Annotated in this window: 14 protein-coding genes and 1 tRNA gene; 6 read left to right on the forward strand and 9 right to left on the reverse strand. The window is 57.7% G+C overall.

Annotated elements, in window-relative coordinates:
* Positions 1–523: 523 nt before the first annotated feature.
* From M7439_RS00180 to M7439_RS00190, 3 genes are all read right to left on the reverse strand, one after another.
* On the reverse strand, positions 524–2,503 hold the full coding sequence (locus M7439_RS00180) for a S9 family peptidase (RefSeq protein WP_298343968.1): 1,980 nt from the start codon (positions 2,501–2,503) through the stop codon (positions 524–526).
* A gap of 327 nt (positions 2,504–2,830) precedes the next feature.
* Positions 2,831–2,992 (reverse strand): hypothetical protein, encoded by a 162-nt coding sequence (locus M7439_RS00185; RefSeq protein WP_298349222.1) that lies wholly within the window; start codon positions 2,990–2,992, stop codon positions 2,831–2,833.
* A 184-nt stretch (positions 2,993–3,176) separates the two neighbouring features.
* Positions 3,177–4,889, reverse strand: a complete 1,713-nt coding sequence (locus M7439_RS00190) for an MFS transporter (RefSeq protein WP_298343963.1) — start codon at positions 4,887–4,889, stop codon at positions 3,177–3,179.
* A gap of 162 nt (positions 4,890–5,051) precedes the next feature.
* Between M7439_RS00190 and M7439_RS00195 the strand changes: the two genes are divergently transcribed.
* The 3 genes from M7439_RS00195 to M7439_RS00205 all read left to right on the forward strand — a co-directional run bounded on the left by M7439_RS00195 (position 5,052) and on the right by M7439_RS00205 (position 9,321).
* Complete coding sequence (locus tag M7439_RS00195; protein ID WP_298343961.1) at positions 5,052–7,430, forward strand: xanthine dehydrogenase family protein molybdopterin-binding subunit; 2,379 nt, start codon at positions 5,052–5,054, stop codon at positions 7,428–7,430.
* Between the two features lie 400 nt (positions 7,431–7,830).
* Positions 7,831–8,274 carry a hypothetical protein gene (locus M7439_RS00200; protein WP_298343959.1) on the forward strand — a complete coding sequence of 148 codons (444 nt, stop codon included), beginning with the start codon at positions 7,831–7,833 and terminating at the stop codon, positions 8,272–8,274.
* A 492-nt stretch (positions 8,275–8,766) separates the two neighbouring features.
* Positions 8,767–9,321 carry a PadR family transcriptional regulator gene (locus M7439_RS00205; RefSeq protein WP_298384124.1) on the forward strand — a complete coding sequence of 185 codons (555 nt, stop codon included), beginning with the start codon at positions 8,767–8,769 and terminating at the stop codon, positions 9,319–9,321.
* A gap of 45 nt (positions 9,322–9,366) precedes the next feature.
* On the opposite strand, the gene M7439_RS00210 is transcribed toward M7439_RS00205, so the two are convergent.
* The gene (locus tag M7439_RS00210; RefSeq protein ID WP_298343953.1) at positions 9,367–10,470 is read right to left on the reverse strand and encodes a hypothetical protein; all 1,104 of its coding nucleotides are present in this window, start codon (positions 10,468–10,470) and stop codon (positions 9,367–9,369) included.
* Between the two features lie 219 nt (positions 10,471–10,689).
* Positions 10,690–11,823, reverse strand: a complete 1,134-nt coding sequence (locus M7439_RS00215) for a hypothetical protein (RefSeq protein WP_298349224.1) — start codon at positions 11,821–11,823, stop codon at positions 10,690–10,692.
* Between the two features lie 225 nt (positions 11,824–12,048).
* Between M7439_RS00215 and M7439_RS00220 the strand changes: the two genes are divergently transcribed.
* Positions 12,049–13,029 carry an aldo/keto reductase gene (locus tag M7439_RS00220; protein ID WP_298343946.1) on the forward strand — a complete coding sequence of 327 codons (981 nt, stop codon included), beginning with the start codon at positions 12,049–12,051 and terminating at the stop codon, positions 13,027–13,029.
* Between the two features lie 42 nt (positions 13,030–13,071).
* On the opposite strand, the gene M7439_RS00225 is transcribed toward M7439_RS00220, so the two are convergent.
* Both M7439_RS00225 and M7439_RS00230 read right to left on the reverse strand, forming a co-directional pair.
* Positions 13,072–13,944: a patatin-like phospholipase family protein gene (locus tag M7439_RS00225; RefSeq protein WP_308464332.1), complete on the reverse strand. Its 873-nt coding sequence runs from the start codon at positions 13,942–13,944 to the stop codon at positions 13,072–13,074.
* A complete protein-coding gene (locus M7439_RS00230) occupies positions 13,892–14,395 on the reverse strand; it encodes a MarR family winged helix-turn-helix transcriptional regulator (protein ID WP_298343943.1) in 504 nt (167 codons plus the stop codon). The genes M7439_RS00225 and M7439_RS00230 overlap by 53 nt, the downstream gene beginning before the upstream one ends.
* 127 nt (positions 14,396–14,522) lie before the next feature.
* Between M7439_RS00230 and M7439_RS00235 the strand changes: the two genes are divergently transcribed.
* On the forward strand, positions 14,523–15,896 hold the full coding sequence (locus M7439_RS00235; protein ID WP_298343940.1) for a pyridoxal-dependent decarboxylase: 1,374 nt from the start codon (positions 14,523–14,525) through the stop codon (positions 15,894–15,896).
* Positions 15,897–16,152: 256 nt separating this feature from the next.
* On the opposite strand, the gene M7439_RS00240 is transcribed toward M7439_RS00235, so the two are convergent.
* Positions 16,153–17,358 (reverse strand): FAD/NAD(P)-binding oxidoreductase, encoded by a 1,206-nt coding sequence (locus tag M7439_RS00240; RefSeq protein ID WP_366525205.1) that lies wholly within the window; start codon positions 17,356–17,358, stop codon positions 16,153–16,155.
* Between the two features lie 499 nt (positions 17,359–17,857).
* The gene (locus M7439_RS00245; RefSeq protein WP_298343934.1) at positions 17,858–18,769 is read right to left on the reverse strand and encodes a 2-hydroxyacid dehydrogenase; all 912 of its coding nucleotides are present in this window, start codon (positions 18,767–18,769) and stop codon (positions 17,858–17,860) included.
* A 161-nt stretch (positions 18,770–18,930) separates the two neighbouring features.
* Between M7439_RS00245 and M7439_RS00250 the strand changes: the two genes are divergently transcribed.
* A tRNA-Ser gene (locus tag M7439_RS00250) sits at positions 18,931–19,022 on the forward strand.
* The last annotated feature ends 29 nt before the right edge of the window (positions 19,023–19,051 follow it).

The raw sequence follows: 19,051 nt of genomic DNA on the forward strand, positions 1-19,051 counted from the left end.
AGGTGACGTTTGAACTATGCGTGGGTCGCTTCCGTGCCTGCTCGGACTCAGGACGACAGCACCTGGTCCTCGGAGGTTATCACAACGGATGAGAGCCGGCCACCGCGGATGGGTCGTGAACAGCCCGTGCCAAGAATCTTGCGTGCAGAATAGGCAACATGGTCGGTGTCGCCAGAACCTGTCGTAATCTGCTGCATGGGTGGGCCTATGAAGGCGGCAGGAGACTGTGCACGATGGCAGAGCACGGATAACAGAGCACCAACCAGCAGAGAGGGCGTGCTAGCCCTCCGATGCGCGCTTCTGCCTGTCGAGTGCGCACGGTGCGTTCAGAGGTAGACAAGATCTGTCGACGGACGCCTGTCCGTTACGTAGCAGCCTCCATCAGCAACTGTGGCCAGCGCGGTGGCGAACTCCAACGCTTGTGAGGACATGCGCTCTGGCGTGGTGAGTGGCAGAACCTCTCATCGTTGGCGTCGAAGCATGCCCACTTTGGCGGAGAGTTTGCGACGGCGCCTATGGATCATTAGGACGGTGTAGTCAGGAAACGCTGGTACCAAGCCACGATCTCGTCGAGACGATGGATCCGGTTCCATGGTTTACCGTTTCGACTCATGCCGTGAAATTCATCTGGGTACCGAACAAAACGAACGGGTACTTGATTGAGAAAACGCAGCGCCGTGTAGTACTCCATCGCCTGCTCAATTGGACAGCGGAGATCGCCTTCTTGTGCTTCGATGAGCACCGGCGTGTGCACGTTGTGCACATAGGTCAGCGGACTCTGCTCTCGATACCAGCTGTCGTCCTCCCAGGGATGTTTGCCTCCGGCTCGTCGAGCTTCATCCCAGCCAACATCGCTTGAACCGACCATGGAAACCCAATCGGTCACGGGTCGCCCCACGACGGCAGCGCGGTAGCGATCGCTGTGTCCGATGATCCAGGCGGTCATGTAGCCCCCATAGGATCCACCACCGATGCCCAGGGACTCACGATCGATGCTTGGGTGACGTTCACAGGCAGCATCGACAGCTGTTTCAATGTCAGCCCAATCTCGATCTCCCCACCGATCAAAGATTGCAGCACAGAAGGTCGATCCGTACCCTCGGGACCCGCGAGGGTTCGAGGCGATGACGGCAAAGCCTTGCGCGGCGAGCAACTGGAATTCGAAGAAGAAGGCATGGGCGTACATCGCCATCGGTCCACCATGGATCTCTACGATGCCCGGGACTCGTTCCGTGTAGGTTTTGGGTGGGAGATAGACCCAAGTATCGACGGCATGTCCTTCAGGAGATGGGGCCTGAAAATAGTCGGGCGTGACGAAGGTGATGGTACTCATCAGCTCCGCGTTCACACTGGTGAGTTGCTCCTGGTTGCCGTCGCCAAGGCGATAGACCTCGCTCGGCTGATTCGAGGTGGTGATGACGGCGTAGAGATCATTGGACGCTATGGACCGGGCGAAAGAGGAGATGACGTGGTGTCCGGTGGTGACCTTCACGAGGGTGTCGGAGGCTAGCGAGATGTGAGCGATTTCGACGGAACCCTGCTCCGAGACGAGCGCAAAAAAACTCTCGCCAGGCTGGTCCCAAACTAGTGTATCGCCGGCGGGGCTGAGGACATCGTTGATGGCCTCATTTCCGATGGGGTAGGCAAAGGTCGCGACAACTGGCTGCGCCTCGGTCTCGTCAGGTGCGCGTCGGTACAACCTCGGTTGGTCATAGCCGATGGCGCTCGGGTCTTCCCACGAGTAAACGAGCGAGCCATCTGGAGCGAGAAGAAAAGCTTGCACTCCAGGCAGCACCAGTTCGGTGATGGTAGCGCTAGTCAGATCGACCAAATAGAGGCCTTCATCACTGGCGCGATCATAGTCCTCGCCACGGCGGGAGCGAAAGACGATACCCATGCCGTCAGGTGTGAACTGTGCCTCACTGACTCGATACGGATGCTCGGTGAGCTGATCTGATCGGTTGTTGTCGCCAAGGGAGATCGTGAACAGACATGGGCGGTAGGGGTCGAAGTAGCCGTCGCCATCGTACTTGTGGAGGAGTTCGGTGATGACCTTTACGTTGCTCGTGTGTCGTTCGCGGGGTGACAGAAGTGCGGTATCGACCTTCGCAAGCGCGCCGTCCTTGGTGACGCGCGCCGTGACCGCAAGCGCTGATCCATCAGGGGACCAAGCAAAGCTGTCCACGCCGCCAGGGTAACGGGTCACCTGTCGTGCTTCGCCACCGCCGAGTGGGAGGATCCATACCTGGGCGACATCGTCGACCTTGCGAAGAAATGCGAGTTCGGCTCCGTCGGGGCGAAAACGCGGGTGGGTGTCTGAGGTGCCTTGGGTGAGATCAACGGGAGCCGAGTGCTCCACGATGGTACGGATTCGCCGGCAATACGCGTTGTGTTCGGGGTCGATCCACTCTTCTACAAAAACGACACGATCCTCGATCGGTGAAGTTCGGACATCTCCAACACTGTGAAGTTTTAGTAGGTCTTCTGCCTGTAATTCTCTCATATGAGTCTCCCCTTCCCGCGCATTAGCCGTCACCTCACTCTCGCCTCGACGAGCAGCTATCGACCCCTCCCAGCGTAGGAGGACGCCTTAAGTCGACCGGTACCAGAGCAAAGCTTGGCCTTTCAACACGAACCCGCCGCTGTCATGGAGCCACTGTCGTGGGAAGGTATGCCACAACAGCGATCATCGTGAGCTCGATCGGGGTCGACATGTCCTGATGTCCAGAACCGATCGGTGATGGTGGCCGAGGGGTAGGCGGTGGTGATCGATATCGGCGCGTCAGCGCCGACTCTGAGCAGGGCTAGAGTGCCATCCGTCGTCGATGCGCTAGTCAGCGTCTTGAAATGCGGTGCTGGCGCCAAGATGGGTACGCGTCGTGGAGGAGAGGGTCCGAGCACCATGAGAGTTCGTTACAAAGATGGGCAGGGCATAGCACCAGCGTGTGGTCGACCGCTGGAGATCGCCACGTCGGGATGGAAGTGACTCCATTCGTATCGCCCAGATCTGCTCTGATAACTATGGTGCTGGTACGGCTCTCGAGGGCAAGCGGATACCTTGGTGATGGCGGCTCCTAGGTTTGCCCATCGCGATACCTGTGGAGTGGCATGCTCGGTGCAGATGAGATGGCCCGACTTGGGTGGTCGATGCATCGCGTACGCCAACGGTAGGTTCGCTAGTCGACGACCGCTTCGGAGGGCGAAGGTGCCTGTGTCGCTTGGCCATGAACGTACTTCTTACCGCGCATCAGCGAGGCGATGCCAGCCAAGACGCAAGCAAGAGCACCAAAAGTGAAGGCGAGATTCAACCCGTCGGAGAAGGGTTTGCTCAGCAGTGTTGGGAAGAACCGACGACCACTCAAGACCGCTGCCGAGTGGGCAGGGAGATGACTGAGGAAGGCGGCACCAAGAATGCTTTTAATCGGGTCATAGCCGAGAAGCGCGGCGAAGAGGCTCGAGATCGGGGGAAGGTGCGAGACCTTTGTGGCGACTTGACTCGGTACGTTGTTGATGACCAACCCGTGATAGAGCGCGGCAGGGAGATCTGAAGCAATACCAGAGATCATCAGGGTAAAGAAGATACCCATTGAGAGCACCATGGCTGCGTTCTGGAATACACCTGACATGCCAGCTCCCGCTCCGCGCTGCTCCGGCGGAAGGCTGTTCATGATGGCGGCCCGATTTGGTGATGCGAAGAGGCCCATCGCAAGCCCGTTACCTAACATCAACAGCGCGAACGGCAGATAGGAGAAGTTGATGGGCAAGAAGTCAAAACCAACGAAGGTGAGTGCCGCCAGTGCCATGCCGGTGGTGGCGAAGGGGCGAGCGCCAAACTTGTCGGAGAGGACTCCGGAGGCGGGACCTGCGATAAGGAACCCCAGCGTCAACGGCAGCATGTAGATACCAGCCCAGAGCGGCGTAACGGAGAAGTGATAGCCGTGGAGCGGCAACCAAATGCCCTGGAGCCACATCACGAAGATGAACATCAGCCCACCACGTCCAATCGCGGCAAGGAGTGACGCAAAGTTGCCAGCGGAGAAGGCCCGAATCTTAAAGAGCTGAATCCGAAACATTGGGTACTTGACCTTGGTCTCTGCGATGACGAAGGCGATCAAGAGCACGACACCGATGATGAGCTCGGAGAGAACCCGCGGGCTTGCCCACCCCATCGGCGAACTGCCGTAGGGCTCGATGCCATAGGTGATCCCGACTAGGAGGACCGTGAGCCCAACGGCGAAGAGAATGTTGCCCAGCCAGTCGATCTTGGCTGGCGTGCGAATCCCGTTGTCACGCAGCTTGAGATAGGCCCAGATGGTGCCGGCAAGCCCGATCGGTGCTGAGACGATGAAGACCAACCTCCAATCGATGGGAGCTAACAGCCCGCCGACGACGAGCCCGATGAAGGCACCAGCGATACCGGCGATATTGTTGATCCCAAGAGCAAGGCCGCGTTGGTTATTGGGAAATGCGTCGGTGAGGATGGCTGAGGAGTTTGCGAAGAGGAAGGCACCGCCGACACCCTGGCCAAGCCGCATGCCAATGATGAAGGCACCCCCAGATTGGCCATGCAACCAATTGATAGAGAGCAGAATCGAGAAGACAGTGAAGATGGCGAAACCCAGGTTGTACATCCGAACGCGTCCGTAGATGTCGCCGATGCGTCCGAGAGTAACTACCAAGACCGCGGTCACCAGCATGAACCCAAGCAGGATCCACAACAGGTAGAAAGAGTTCGATGGAATCAGCGGATTGAGTTTGATGCCTCGAAAGATTGCTGGTAACGCGATGATGAGAATCGATTCGTTGATCGCGACGAGCAGAACGCCAAGCGTCGTGTTGCTGAGTGCAATCCACTTGTAGCGGTCCTCATGTGGTTTCATAGAATTCATGACCCCTCCTCTACACTGCTCAGTTTAGTTGCTTGTACCAAGTAATTGTTTGTAGGTGGGGGAGATTCTTCTGGCGTGCCCTACCTGTCACTGCAAAGGGGCGGGGTCGAGAGACAACGATCTGGGGGTTCGGATAGGCTTGGGGCCCTTTAGCCTAATGGTATGCCTGGATCAATACTTGGAACGTCTGTCGTTCGCGTAGAGGACCCAGCCCTACTCACTGGGGCCGGTACCTATGTCGACACTATGCTGCCTGAGGGCACCGCACACCTCGTTTTTGTTCGCTCTCCTTACGCTCACGCCAAGGTGCTAACGGTCGACGTCAGTGATGCAGCGCAAGCTCCTGGGGTCCTCGGAGTCTTCACCGCTCAAACCCTTGGGCTGCCACCATTTCATGGTTTCGCCGCTCTGAACAAAGATGTCCCTCGTCCGCCATTGGCGAGCGGGGTGGTGCAATTTGTCGGAGATCCGGTGGTGGCGGTGGTTGCCAACACGCGAGTTGAAGCGCTCGATGCCGCAGAGTTGGTGGCGATTGACTACGAACCCATTCCCGCTGCGGTAGACATGGAGTATGCACTGACATCTCACGCTCCGCAACTCTATGAAGGCGTCACTCGTAACATCGCAGCAGGGTATCGTGACCCGGCAGACGACGATGTTCTTGGAGATGCTGAGGTCATTGTCCGTGGCCGTTTTGAGAATCAACGAGTGGCGGTCGTGCCGATGGAGGGCAATGCCATTTTGGTGCTGCCAAACGCACCTGCCAGCGACCGCCCTTGGACGGTCTACATATCGACACAGATGCCCCATGCGGTGGCTGACTTGCTCGCTGGAGTTTTTGGGATTGAGGCATCCTCAATCCGGGTCGTTGCTCCTCATGTCGGAGGTGCTTTCGGCGGGAAGGCAGGCATCGTCGCTGAGCATGCTGTCGCATTTGCTTTGGCCGGTCGGTTAGCCCGACCAATCAAGTGGGTTGAGAGCCGGAGCGAAAATATGGTTGCTATGCCCCAAGGCAGGGGACAGGTGCAATACGCCGAACTCGGTCTGAGGCGCGACGGGACTTTTGTGGGACTTCGTTGTCGTATGGTCGGTGACGGTGGTGCTTACGGTGGGTTTGGCGGCGGCCTGGTGCTGGGTCCAACCCGCACCATGGCCCAAGGCGTCTATCGGATCCCAAAGGTCTCCTATAGTGCGGTGGCGGCATTCACCAACACCTCCCCTGTGGGAGCTTTTCGTGGAGCAGGTCGCCCTGAGGCGGCCGCCTTCCTTGAGCGGATTATTGATATGGCAGCGGATGAGCTCGACATCGACCCCGTGGAGATTCGCCGTCGTAATCTGATACCCGCTGATGCTTTTCCAGTCACCACTCAGGTGGGCACCACCTATGACAGTGGCGACTATCAAGGAGCCCTTGACAAACTCCTTGCTGTTGTTGACTATCCAGAACTGCGGCGAGAGCAGACCAGACGGAGGGAACACGGCGAGGTGATCCAGCTCGGGATCGGGGTTTCAACCTATGTGGAGATCACCGCGGGAGGGGGACAGAATGAATACTCTCGTGTGGAGGTCCACCCTGATGGCTCTGCGACGATCGATGTCGGTACCTCTGCTCACGGTCAAGGGCATGCAACCTCTTTTGCGATGATCGTTGCGGATCGCCTGGGTATTCCATTGGAGCAGATCAAGTTTCGACAATCCGATACCGCCATCATTCCGCGTGGTGGCGGCACCGGAGGTTCGCGATCACTGCAGATCGGTGGCTCTGCGGTAGCGGGCGCTGCAGAGCTGGTCCTTGATGCGGCGAAAAAATTGGCGGCACACCATCTGGAGGCCGCGGAAGATGACATTGTGGTTGCTGCCACTGGAGGATTGGAGGTAGCTGGTGTCCCGAGCGCGCATTTGAGCTGGACCCAGCTCGCTGATATCGCTGCTCAGCAAGATCGATCCCTGTTTGCCACGTTCGATTTTCAACAGGAGAGTGCAACCTTCCCCTTTGGAGCACACCTCTCAGTCGTCGAGGTCGACACCGATACAGGCAAGGTCACCCCCATTCGTCACGTTGCTGTCGATGACTGTGGTCGAATCGTCAACCCGTTGATTGTCAATGGTCAACAGCATGGGGGTATCACTCAAGGGATCGCCCAGGCTCTGTGGGAGGAGGCGGTCTATGACCCAGATGGCAATCCCCTCACAGCAACGTTGGCGGAGTATGCTATGCCGTCCGCCGCCGAGCTACCCTCTTTTGAGATCTTCAACACCGAAACCCCCACTCCTTACAACGAACTCGGTGCAAAAGGGATTGGAGAGTCGGGAACGATTGGTTCGATGCCTGCGGTACAGAACGCGGTCGTCGATGCATTGTCGTACCTCGGTGTGCGCCATATCGATATGCCGTGTACTCCTGAGCGGGTTTGGAGGGCCATCGCTAGTGCCGACGTACCCTCGAAGCAGCAAGACTGGGCAGAACCAGGTGATGTCTTTGCAATCTTGCCCATCCGAGGTGCCAGTTCGAGTTCGGACGCTGAGGCGGTCGATATCTAGGCACATCGCTCGTGCAAATATTGGTCCAGACCCTCCGTCGATGGTCGACTATCTGTCCGTCGCTCGTGGGACGGGATGGTGGGGTGCCGCGGTTGCGACTTGTCTGAAAGGTTCCAGCAATGTTTGGAGCCGGTGATCAGCGCGACAGTGGACCGTCACAACCTACCACGTTGAACTAGGGACTGACTGTAGGGGGTGTGGCGATCGATCGAGAGCAAGTGGATCGCGTGGTTGGTGGGGTGCTAAACCATGACGCACCTCCGAGGATGGACGCGTGGCGTCACCCACAGTAACCCTCAGAGAGGTGCGCATGGTCCCTCTTTATGAGGCGCACCCGTTCGCGGCTGGAGTCTGAAAGGCGCCCTTTTTGCCTCTCCACGAGTGGATTAGAGTGATAGGTATGCGAACTCGAGTACAGCGTTGGGTGGTTGGCGTATTGGTTACGTCCGTGTTGCTGGCAGCGTGTGGCAACACGAAGGTGCAATCGAAACCGTCGCATCCAGTGGACACCGCGACGGAGTCTCCCACACAGTTGGCGAAGCTCCCGAAGACCTTTCCGGTGGCGGTGGTGCCGTTGCCCAAGGGTTCTCCGTTGATCAATATCGTCAACGACTCCACCAAGCGACGCAAACAGTTTCAGATGACCTATGCACCTGCCTCTTCTTCCCAGGCAGCCTTCATGGAACGATATGTCCATACACTCCGGGATCTCGGGTATGCGCTCAAGCAGCACTCCTATCCAGGTACCCCTAATGCCCTCTACAGTCTTGAGGACTCCAAGTGGGAGGTCCTTGTGGAGGGAAGTTCATCGACCGTAGGCATCTCGGTGGTCGCACTCAGTTAGCAGTGCCCCTCATCTGCCGTTACCCCGCGTGGGTCAGGTGTCGTCAGATGGCCTGTCGCGGCGTCATGGTCGTATTGAAAAGGGGTGGGTCCCTTGCCACAGAACCGTGTGACGATGTCAGGCGAGTGCAACTGTTGGAAGTGGCGTAGGTGATAGCGCCGGGATAATCGATGAGAACGTTTGCTCGGCGTAGCAACCCTGGTCGGCAAGTGATCCTTGGAGCTCGTTGCCGTTGCCTACGTTGAACGCGCGTAGCTGACATAGCAAGACCAGAGGCGACCCCTCCTCGTTAGATCCATTACTCAAAGGGGGTTGTGTTGACTTTGGGGACAGCTGCAGGATGCGTACGAGAGTCGCTATACTGTACTTAACGATATAACGTTAAAGGAGCGAAAAATGTATCAAGATGGTATGAACGGACGCGGCAGACATCAGCGCGGCATGCATGGTGGTTGTGGTTGCGGAGGTAGCAAAATGAGAGAGGGATCAGAGATGATGAATGAAGAAGATGGTATGAACGGACGCGGCAGACATCAGCGCGGCATGCATGGTGGCTGTGGAGGTCCAGGAATGCATGGAGGCGGTTGTGAAGGACAGGGGATGCGTCGACGGAGGTCCCCACGAGGTAGGGTTCGTCGCGAGATTCTCTCCCTCCTCACCGGCGGTCCGAAACACGGTTATGAACTCATGCAGTTGATTGCGGAGCGCAACGGTGGGGTTTGGCAACCAAGCCCAGGCTCGATCTACCCGACCTTGTCGATGTTAGAGGACGCTGGCTTCATTGTCGGCCAGGAGGATGACGGCCGAAAGGTTTACACACTGACCGATGCCGGACGAGCTGAGGCTGAAGGACTTGCGTCTGACGCTGAAGACATTGGTTTTGGTCGAGAGTTGGATCTTGGTCGAGAGGTCCGCGCCACCTTCCAGGCACTGCGACAGGTGGACATTGTGGGCACTGCTGAACAACGGCAGCGTGCACAGCAGCTGCTTGCCAGCCTGCGACGCGATGTCTACCAAATGCTCGCTGAGGATCCGACAAACCAGTAACAACGCTGGATTTGAGATGTGTAGAAGCCCCCTTCTTGGGGGCTTTTACGCATCTAAGGGTGCTTGATGAGCCTCAGTGCCTCCGAGCAGGGGACCCCAGTACGACCCAACGACGCGAGGGGCTAGTTTACTCATTGCAACAGGAGGGTCATAGACGGCAATGTCGAACAGTAGTGGGATTTGGATGTTGTGGAGTCCTGTGGCCGCTGGTAGCAAGTAGGAGTCAGGATCGGTTGCACGGTGGCTCCAAGTGAAGGCGGCGTTCTTGCCACTTGAACTGATGAGATCAACATGGAGGGTAAAAACGGCGAGTGCTCCGCCGTTCGCGGTGGTGAGGGCAACCATGTGGGGACTCGGTGCGGTCACCGTGGCACTGGTGGCCAGCTGCTGAGACGAACTTGGCGAGACATACGGGTTGGTCGAGAGTTGAGGAAGGGACCAGCACTTGGCCGACGTCGAGAAGTCGGCCTGTTTCAAACCTCGGGACACGATGCCCTGTTGAAAGTAGGTGGTCAGGGCCAACGCATAGTACTTAGGCAGTCTTGTAAGCGGAATTGCCAGGTTTGCGGATTGCGAGGGAACAAGACCTTGGTTGTGATCGGTGACCTTGACCGCAGGTAGTAGGGACTTGGTGACGGTTGGTTCGTCGGTGACGCGCCACGGTGCATGGGGTGAGTTCTTAGCGAATACTCCAAGAAACCGACAAGCTGAGTTATTCGCCGTCGTCGGATCGTTGGTGTACTGAGCGTCGACTGTGACGAGCAGCTTCGGATAAGGCTTTTTTGGAGAATCGATGACGACCGCTCGATCCAACTCTTCGTAGAAGGGTTGGTAGCTTGTTCCTTGCGCCGTTTGATAACCGGCTTCGCGAGAAAGGTGGAAATCGGTATCGTCGATGGCGGCTGCTGTTCCCTGTTCGTCATCGTTTTGCCGTGCGACGCTGAGGGTTTCATTGGCTCGATTGTTTGCCTTGGAATACTTGTCGACGATGCCCGAGAAACTTCGTTGTCCTACGTTGGTTGCAGTGAGGGTAACGGAGGTGGAAGATGTTTGGCCACAGGCTGCCAAACACCATGCACCTAGTGAGATGAGGGTCGCGGGAAAGAGGACCTTCGATCGATGGGGAGAACCAAGGTGCGAGGTGGTCATTTACTGGTTGGACTCGCTGAACTCACGAGAGGTCGGGGGCCTCATAAGGAAGAGATCCACCGTTGGCCGAGGCGAACACTATTGAGAGGCCAGCTGCTGACCATCATTTCCATACCACCACGCTAGCGGCGCCGGTCGCGTTTTTGGACCGAACCGTTCGGTCTGAGTCTCAGGATTGAGTGTCGGAGTTTTTGCCCACGTCGCTGGCCCGTGGGTCGCTCAGAGATTCTCTGGAAAATACGAGGTATGCGCGGTGCCTTCGGGATCCTCTGGTGTTCGATTTTTCAAGCGTCGGAACGGGACGAGCGTCTGCCCGGAGAGGCGTTTGCCGCTCCATGGAGCAGGAACAGCATCGGTGCGACTGGCGAGAAAATAGGCAGCTTCCTCATAATTGACGCGCCAGGCATGGAAGTGGACCCAGGCCTCATCACGATCGCGTTCCATGGCAAATCCGGCGGCGGCGAGTCGGTCGAAACCACGGTTAAATTCGGCGCTTGTGAGCATGATCTGATCACTTGGCCCGGGGTCCTCGTTGACTTCGTGCCCAAGCGCTGAGCTGAGTCGTCGAAAGCAGAGGTACCCCATCCTGAGTGCTAGCCGAGCCTCGATTGGCGTGCTTTCTGGAGCTACGGCGTGAAAGAGCGCCGCTGAGTCGCAGACGGCAAGGAGGGCGATGACCCACGACGAGTAGGCACTTGGAGAACGGAACAACATGAGCGCCGGATAGCTTGCGTGACTCTCCTGGACGTCTGCTGCCCATCGTTCCCATTGGCGGTAGAAGTCTGGCAGGTCGTCAACCAAGGATGTCAGTTGGGCGCGGGCGAGGATCTCCGGTCCCCAAGTGGGTTCGCCGGCGCGAGCAACCAGCATCGTCACCTCTGTTTCGCGTCGGTTGTAGGCGCCATACAGCGTCGGCAGGTAGGCGATCTGCAGCGCGACAATGAACAGCCCAGTGAGGCCTGCCAGAATATCGATCGCTTGGGCCCATCCCTGTGCAGAGCTGACAATTCCGAGAGTGACCAGAGAGGATCCGGCCTGCGCGAGCGCCGCCAACGGGTTTCGCACGGCTGGGAGTAACAGCATGCCCAAGGAGAGCAGGTAGCCGATTACCCATACCCCGAGCAGGACGAGTAGTGAGATAGGGCCCTCAAAGGCCAGTATCCGGTCCCGTACCTCGTAGTTGTGAATGCGCCGTCGTGCCACCTGTCCAGGAATAGTCAGCGTTCTAATCACGAGCCGTAACAGACTCGAGCGATCGATCCTCGGCACGAGGAGCGACCGAATGACGTTGAGGGACAAGACGAGGTAGATGGCGCCGCCGACGATTGCTAGCAGCACTCTGACTAGATGCAAGGTTGGCACCGAACGTGATGCGGATGGTCGAGGATGTCGACCGTTTGCTCCATCAGACCTCCTTCGATCAATGCAGTTGGGCTCTATGTGGTGATAACAACATCCAACCATGCTACTCAGGTTTTGATGATCGAAGTGGTGGGAGTACTGCCGACACTTGCTCACCCGTCCAGGAGCGCAGCGGCCGTATCAACTAGCCTGGTAGGCAAAAGAGAGGAGCAAGACATGGAGCGACGTGAACTAGGTTCGCAGGATTTGACGGTTTCGATGGTGGGACTTGGCTGCATGGGGATGAGCGAGTTCTACGGGCCAGCCAATGACACCCAATCCATCAACGTGATCCACCAGGCGATTGAACTCGGTGTGACCTTTCTTGACACCGCGGACATGTATGGACCCTTCACGAATGAGCAGTTGGTCGGTCGTGCGTTGGTCGGACGGCGAGATGAGGTCACGCTGGCGACCAAGTTCGGTAACGTGCGAGGAGAACACGGGGAGTTTCAGGGGATCAGTGGAGATCCTGACTACGTCCGCCATGCCTGCGATGCGTCGCTGCGCCGACTTGGTGTTGACGTTATTGATCTCTACTATCAGCACCGAGTTGATCCCAAGGTGCCGATTGAGGAGACGGTAGGCGCGATGGCAAACCTCGTGACGGCCGGTAAAGTGCGTTACCTCGGACTCTCCGAGGCGTCAGCGGCTACGATTCGTCGTGCCCATCGAGTGCACCCAATCAGCGCATTGCAGAGCGAGTATTCGCTCTGGACGAGAGATCCAGAACCAGAGATCTTGCCAACGCTTCGGGAGCTAGGGGTCGGTCTTGTCGCTTACTCTCCGTTGGGCCGTGGGTTCCTTACTGGAGCCATTACGTCGATGGACGATCTCGACGAGGGCGATACCCGCAGAAAGCACCCCCGGTTTCAAGGTGATAATTTCGAAAAGAACCTCAATCTTGTGGCTACTATACGAGGCATCGCTATGCGTAAGAGCTGCACGCCAGCGCAGATTGCACTTGCTTGGCTACTTGCACAGGGACAGGACATCGCGGTCATCCCCGGGACAAGGAGCCTGGACCGTTTGGCCGAGAATGCAGCGAGTGCCGACATCACACTGGCCAATGAGGAGCTCCTTGAGATCGACCAGGCGTTCCCATTCGGCGTGACAGCTGGTGACCGATACCCGGATATGTCGACGGTCAACCGATAGCGATCCGAGTCATCCAAGCCCTCTCTCGCGAAGTCGTTCGTCTTAGCGAAGTTGTGCGAGCGCATCTTTTGCGTGAGCGGCGCTCCGCTCGCCAGCAGCAAGAAGGACAGCACTGTGACCAAAGTCGAGTGCCTCGACTGAGTCGGCGGCGTCGCACGCTAGGACGACGATGCGTACCGAGTCGGGAAGGTGTGCCAACTCTCGTTTCGTGAAGGCTAGCTGTGTCAGCGAGTAACCCATCAGCAAGGTACTCAAGGGACGGCCTTTGCTGTGGTAGACGGGAGTTAACGATCCGCATAGGAGTAGAACGATCCTCGTGGCACCTAGTTCGACGGCGCGGGTGATGGGGTTCGGGTCCACCATGCCTCCGTCGATGTAGCGGTGGCCATCGTATCGCAAGGGAGGCAGCACTCCTGGGATGGCGGCTGAACCATAGAGGAGATCGACGATTGGGCCATGGTCGAACCAGGCTTCATCCCCAGATTCAGCGTCGGTGAGCAGCACGTGCAGTGGGACCTTGCCATCCGCTACGTCTCTCATGGAGAGATTGTTGCGAATCAGCTGGCGCAAAGGTTCCCCAGGATGGACCGATTCGCGGTTGGAGAGAAAGCGCAGGGTGTGGCGACGAGGGAACAGTGATTGCAGGTGAGCTCCTGACCAAAGTGTGGTCAATCGAGTTAATCCGTCAAGGTTTGGCTCCTCCGCGAAGACTGCGCCGTTGAGTGCGCCAACGGAGACGCCGAGGATAAGGTCGGGAATGAGGCCAAGCCTAAGGAGTCCACGGAGCATTCCGACTTGGCAGGCACCCCTCGCCCCACCTCCACCAAAGACGAAGGCGAGCGTGTCGTCAGTCGGCAGCTCCTCAGGATTCAGGGTTCTCGCCCTGAGCGGAGACCGAACAGATATCGGGGTCAGTCAATGAGCTACCAAGATCACGTGAGAACCGATCGAGGAGGGTGATGAGTGCATCGACGTCCGTCTTGTTCCACGAACTCAGCGCGTCGTTGATCACGGCGAGTCGCGCCTGTACGAGTTGATGCAAGACACCTCGACCGAGGTCTGTCAACCGCACTTTGGAGACGCGGCCATCCGATTTATCCGGGGCCCGTTCGATAAGACCACGCGACTCGAGGAGTTTGAGCTGGCGTGACACCGTGGAGATATCCAAGTTGAGGGAGGATGCAATCTCGGAGACCCGCTCCTCACCTCGCTCACCAAGCAGCACAAGCTGCCAAAACCCTGAACCAATCGCATAGGCAAAGTCGGATTCATCACCGATGGAGATGCGAAGTCGGCGAAGCGACTGTCCGAGCGTGAACAGCACCTCATCGAGTGCACCAGAACTTGTGGGGGTTGAGGCGGGCATCGGAACTCCTTGGTCGGGTCCACCTGGTTTGTCTAACTGATTGTAATAGCGGTGGAGGACAACTAGGAGCCCATTCAGGTTTGGTATAAACTCATCTCCTGACTGTTTGTTCGCAGAGGAGGACCCAGTGCACCGTCTTGATGAAGAGACGCTCCGGCTTGAGAAGGCTATTGTCCAGTATGCGTTGGGACGCATAGCCCTGCAGCCACCACCTCTTGATGGTCCGAAAAGTGAAGCAGAGCTCGCTGCGATGTACGGTGCGAACGTGACCGAGGATGGGATCGGTGGCGAGGAGGCTCTGCGCCGCTTCGTCGAAGGATACGCGCCTGCGACGTTGTCGAGCGATCACCCCCGGTTCCTTGCCTTCGTTCCTGTCGCCCCTACAAAGGCATCCGTCCTCTTTGATATGGTCGTCTCTGCCTCGTGTATCTCGGGCACCTCCTGGCTTGAGGCAGCTGGCGCCGTTCACTGTGAGAATGAGGCGTTGCGCTGGTTAGCCGACCTTGCAGGCTTGCCATCCTCTGCTGGTGGAACCTTCGTTTCAGGTGGCTCATTGGCGAACCTGTCCGGTCTGCACGCTGCCCGTCAACGCCTCAAGGAGCGGCGTGATTTTCAGCGCCCCGATCGTTGGCGAGTGTTGTCCTCGCACGAAGCACACTCCTCGATAGCCTCAGCGGCAAGTCTGATGGATCTTGAGGTGATCTATGTCCCTACTGGTGAGGACCAGAAGTTGACTGGTGAGAATCTCGCCAGCGTGTGGTCGGAGCTGACCGAGGAGGTGCGCACATCTGTCGTCGCCGTAGTGGCGACGGCTGGCACAACGAATGCAGGATTGGTCGATGATCTCCGGTCGGTGAGTGCGTTTACGCAGGAGAACGATCTTTGGCTCCACGTCGATGGCGCCTATGGGGGGGCTGCCCTCGCCTCAAAGGAACGTTGGCGTTTTGACGGCATTGAATATGCAGATTCCCTCGTCATCGATCCGCACAAGTGGCTGTTCGCTCCCTTTGATGCGGCGGCTATTCTCTATCGCGAGCCCAAGTATGCCAAGCATGCGCTGACGCAAGAGGCGGCGTATCTGGACGATATCAATAAGGCTGAGGAGTGGAATCCATCGAGTTATGGTTACCATCTGAGCCGTCGTGTTCGAGGGCTTCCCTTCTGGTTTTCACTTGCGACCAACGGTACGCGCCGCTATCAAGAGGGAATTCAAGCCTCGATCGATCTCTCACGCTCGACCGTGACCGAGATTGAACAACGTGACTACCTTGAGATGGTGATGGAGCCAGAGCTATCGGTGGTTCTCTTTCGAAGGCTTGGATGGGATGCGCATCTCTATGACCGATGGTCTACCCAGGCCCTGCACGATGGAGTCGGGTTTGTCCTGCCCACGGAGCATCGGGGTGAAAAGGTGCTTCGCTTCTGCTTTGTGAACCCACTGACGACCCTCGATGATGTCCGGGCGATTCTTGACTCGCTCGCATGGGAGCCGCGAGGGTAGGAGACGGGCGTATCTCGTCCGTGTTGTTGGGCGGTCAAAGGCGGTTGGGGTGATCGTCAGGGTCGTTGGCCTGGTAATGGCTCATTGGCGACACCTGCACGTGTCCTTCGGGCCGTTGTCTGTTCTGCCGGGTGGCGCATCCAGAGCCCTAGAGCCGATGGCTGATGCCAACGGCCCTATCGGAGGTTCTATGGTCCTCGGCGGGTTTGTAGTCGTTCACGCAGCGAACATGCTGCCAGCACGAACGCACCTTGACTTATGCTCGGCCCTTTAACATCATGTTCCAGTACATCAATGGCAAGCCATAGCGCTTGAGAAGCCACATGTCATAGCGCTCCTTCTGGGTGTTGATCACAGGGATCGTCGGGTGTGGCTTCATGGTGTAATCAAACTCCGCTAGCAGCATGCGGTTGTGTGAGGTCACCAGGGGGCACGAGGCGTAGCCATCGTACTGGGCAGAGAGCGCCTGTCCACGCATCTCAGCGAGGAGGTTTGCAACCACGACTGGCGCCTGCTTGCGGATGGCCGCACCCGTCTTGGAGTTAGGGGTGTTCCCCGCATCGCCCAGCGCGAAGATGTTGTGATAGGTCGGGTGTTGGTGGGAGTTTTTGCCAACGTCGACGTAGCCGTTCGGGGTTTTATCGCTGATGGGCGATCGTTTGATCCAATCGGGTGCGCTCTGCGGAGGAACCGCGTGCAAGAAGTCATACTTGATGGTTGTGGTCGAATCCTCTTTGTTATCTTTGATGACGACCTCTCGCTTGTTGCCGTCGATCTCGATCATCTCGCTTTGGAAACGGACATCGATGTTGTAACGTTTGACCACTTCGTCGAGGACGTTGGAGAACTCAGGCACCCCAAACATGCCAGGTGTCGGCAGGACAAGGATCAGGTGGATGTCGTTCAGGACCCCTCGCCTTTGCCAGTGGTCGGCGGCAAGATAGGCGATCTTCTGGGGTGCCCCCGCGCATTTGATGGGACCAGACGGCATGGTGAAGACCGCAGTACCCGAGGTCATGTCTCGAAAGAACTCATGCGTTCTCGGTGCGAGGTCGATGCGATAGTTGCTTGAGACTCCGTTCTTGCCGAGTGTCTCAACGAGCCCAGGGATCTTATCGTAGTCGAGTTGGATCCCGGGACAGACAACGAGGTAGTCATAGTTCACGAGGACACCAGCTGCGGTGGTGACGGTTTGGGTATCGGGATCGATCTCAGTGGCGGCGTCGCGAATCCATTTCACACCTCTTGGCATCACCGACGCCTCGCTACGCAAGGTCTCTGCCGGTTTGGCCAGACCTGCCCCCACGATCGTCCAGAGTGGCTGATAGTAGTGGTCTTCAGATGGTTCGATGATGGCTACATCGGACTCGCCAGCGTTTCTTAGCCGAGCGGCCACTGTAATACCAGCGGTCCCTCCTCCAATGATTACTACCCTGTGGTGAAGCCCATCTGGCATAGTAATCCCCCCTTTCTTGGCACATAGTCGTGAGTCGCCCCACAAAGAGGACTTTAGTCCTATTTTTTGGATGACTTCAGTCCCCTGACTCATGAATTGGAGTGCACATGGAGATGCCGTGACTGGAGATGGACCGGCAATGCTACTTCGAGCGCTGAGGCAGACGAACCGCCCACGAGCCGGGAGAGTGACTGTTTTATGGGTTTGAGCTGCCCCAATAGATATCGAGACGGTTGGTGAAAACTGCGGTTGACTGGTCGAGAGGTACGGCAAGTACCTCGTGTCGATCACCCCGGACTCCCAATGCAGGATCGAGGGAATCTATTGAGGGCGTTATATCGATATAACCAAAGCGCTCAACAGCTGGCTGCCGTTGTCGGAACCTAGGTGGATATGGTGCGATGACATCACCTGATCCGGTGCGATGTTGTTGGACACCCGCGCCGTCATCGAGTGTCGAGGCGAGCCCAATAGCGAAGAGAGGATGAGTGTGCGGTGGCTGGTATCAGTACTCGCCCTTGATAACGTTCAAGAGTGGCAGGCCCCTGCGGTAGCGTTCGATGTTGCGGGTCAGGAGTTCGAGGGCACGCGGATAAAAGGCGTCAGTGTCGCCACCGACATGTGGTGTGATGAGACAGTTATCCAGACGCCAGAGCGGCGAGTCTGATGGGAGCGGCTCCGGATCAGTCACGTCGAGCGCTGCCGTGATCCGTCGGTCTGCTAATGCCCCAACGAGTGCATCGGTGTCGACGACCGGACCACGGGCTACGTTGACGAGAAGTGCGCCGTCGTGCATGAGACTAAGAAAATGGGCATTGACCATTCCCCTGGTCTGCTGGGTCAACGGGACAATCACAATGATGACATCGGCCTCGGGGATCAGTTGGTCAAGCTCGTCGTAGCCAAAAACCCGCGGTGTGACCCGGCCAACCCTTGCCACCCGGGTGATGTGGGCTTCGAACCCGCTCAGGCGTGCCTCAATAGCGGTGCCAATCGAGCCGTAGCCGATCAGCAGCACTCGACGATCAGCCAGCGAGGCATAACTGCGGTTGTCCCAACGCCGGTCGTGCTGGAGATCCCGAAAGTGGCCGAGACCTCGCAAGGAGGCGAGCGTTAAGGTGATAGCCATCTCGGCTGTGGCGGCGTCGTGTACGCCCTTGGCATTGCAGAGGGTCACACCATCGGGAATCAGATCCTTCACGCTGTCGACACCGGCGCTGAGGATCTGTACAACCTCGACCTTTGGCATCCGAGAAAGATTGGCAACGCCTGCCCGACCCGACATATAGTCAGGGATAAAAAAGGTCGTTCCCGCGAGTCGCTCGTCCCATGGTTGATCGGGTTGTTGAACGACGATCGGCAACCCAGGAAATCGATCGACTAGGAGCGAGAAACGTTCGGGCACGGTGATCTGCATACCTACGATAGTAGCGAGTGAGGTTGCCTGCCTTGTTCGGTGGCCAGTTGCGTGGCACAAGGTGATCCGCTGCAGCGATCGATGGGAACGAACGAGCGTTGACGAATTTTTGTGCAACTGATCACGGAGACCAAGCATCGTGCTCTACAATGGTGGGTTACGGAGAGGTGCCAGAGAGGCCGAATGGGACTCACTGCTAATGAGTTGACCTGGTAATGCGGGTCCGAGGGTTCAAATCCCTCCCTCTCCGCCACTCCCCCCTCAGTGCCACAAGTCCCACCC

The organism is Ferrimicrobium sp., from assembly GCF_027319265.1.
Classification (GTDB): domain Bacteria; phylum Actinomycetota; class Acidimicrobiia; order Acidimicrobiales; family Acidimicrobiaceae; genus Ferrimicrobium.

Excerpts from the sequence above, each read along its gene's own strand:
- M7439_RS00180 (WP_298343968.1), bottom strand. The coding sequence starts at position 2,503 with ATGAGAGAATTACAGGCAGAAGACCTACTAAAACTTCACAGTGTTGGA.
- M7439_RS00185 (WP_298349222.1), bottom strand. The coding sequence starts at position 2,992 with ATGGAGTCACTTCCATCCCGACGTGGCGATCTCCAGCGGTCGACCACA.
- M7439_RS00190 (WP_298343963.1), bottom strand. The coding sequence starts at position 4,889 with ATGAATTCTATGAAACCACATGAGGACCGCTACAAGTGGATTGCACTC.
- M7439_RS00195 (WP_298343961.1), top strand. The coding sequence starts at position 5,052 with ATGCCTGGATCAATACTTGGAACGTCTGTCGTTCGCGTAGAGGACCCA.
- M7439_RS00200 (WP_298343959.1), top strand. The coding sequence starts at position 7,831 with ATGCGAACTCGAGTACAGCGTTGGGTGGTTGGCGTATTGGTTACGTCC.
- M7439_RS00205 (WP_298384124.1), top strand. The coding sequence starts at position 8,767 with ATGATGAATGAAGAAGATGGTATGAACGGACGCGGCAGACATCAGCGC.
- M7439_RS00210 (WP_298343953.1), bottom strand. The coding sequence starts at position 10,470 with ATGACCACCTCGCACCTTGGTTCTCCCCATCGATCGAAGGTCCTCTTT.
- M7439_RS00220 (WP_298343946.1), top strand. The coding sequence starts at position 12,049 with ATGGAGCGACGTGAACTAGGTTCGCAGGATTTGACGGTTTCGATGGTG.
- M7439_RS00230 (WP_298343943.1), bottom strand. The coding sequence starts at position 14,395 with ATGCCCGCCTCAACCCCCACAAGTTCTGGTGCACTCGATGAGGTGCTG.
- M7439_RS00245 (WP_298343934.1), bottom strand. The coding sequence starts at position 18,769 with ATGCAGATCACCGTGCCCGAACGTTTCTCGCTCCTAGTCGATCGATTT.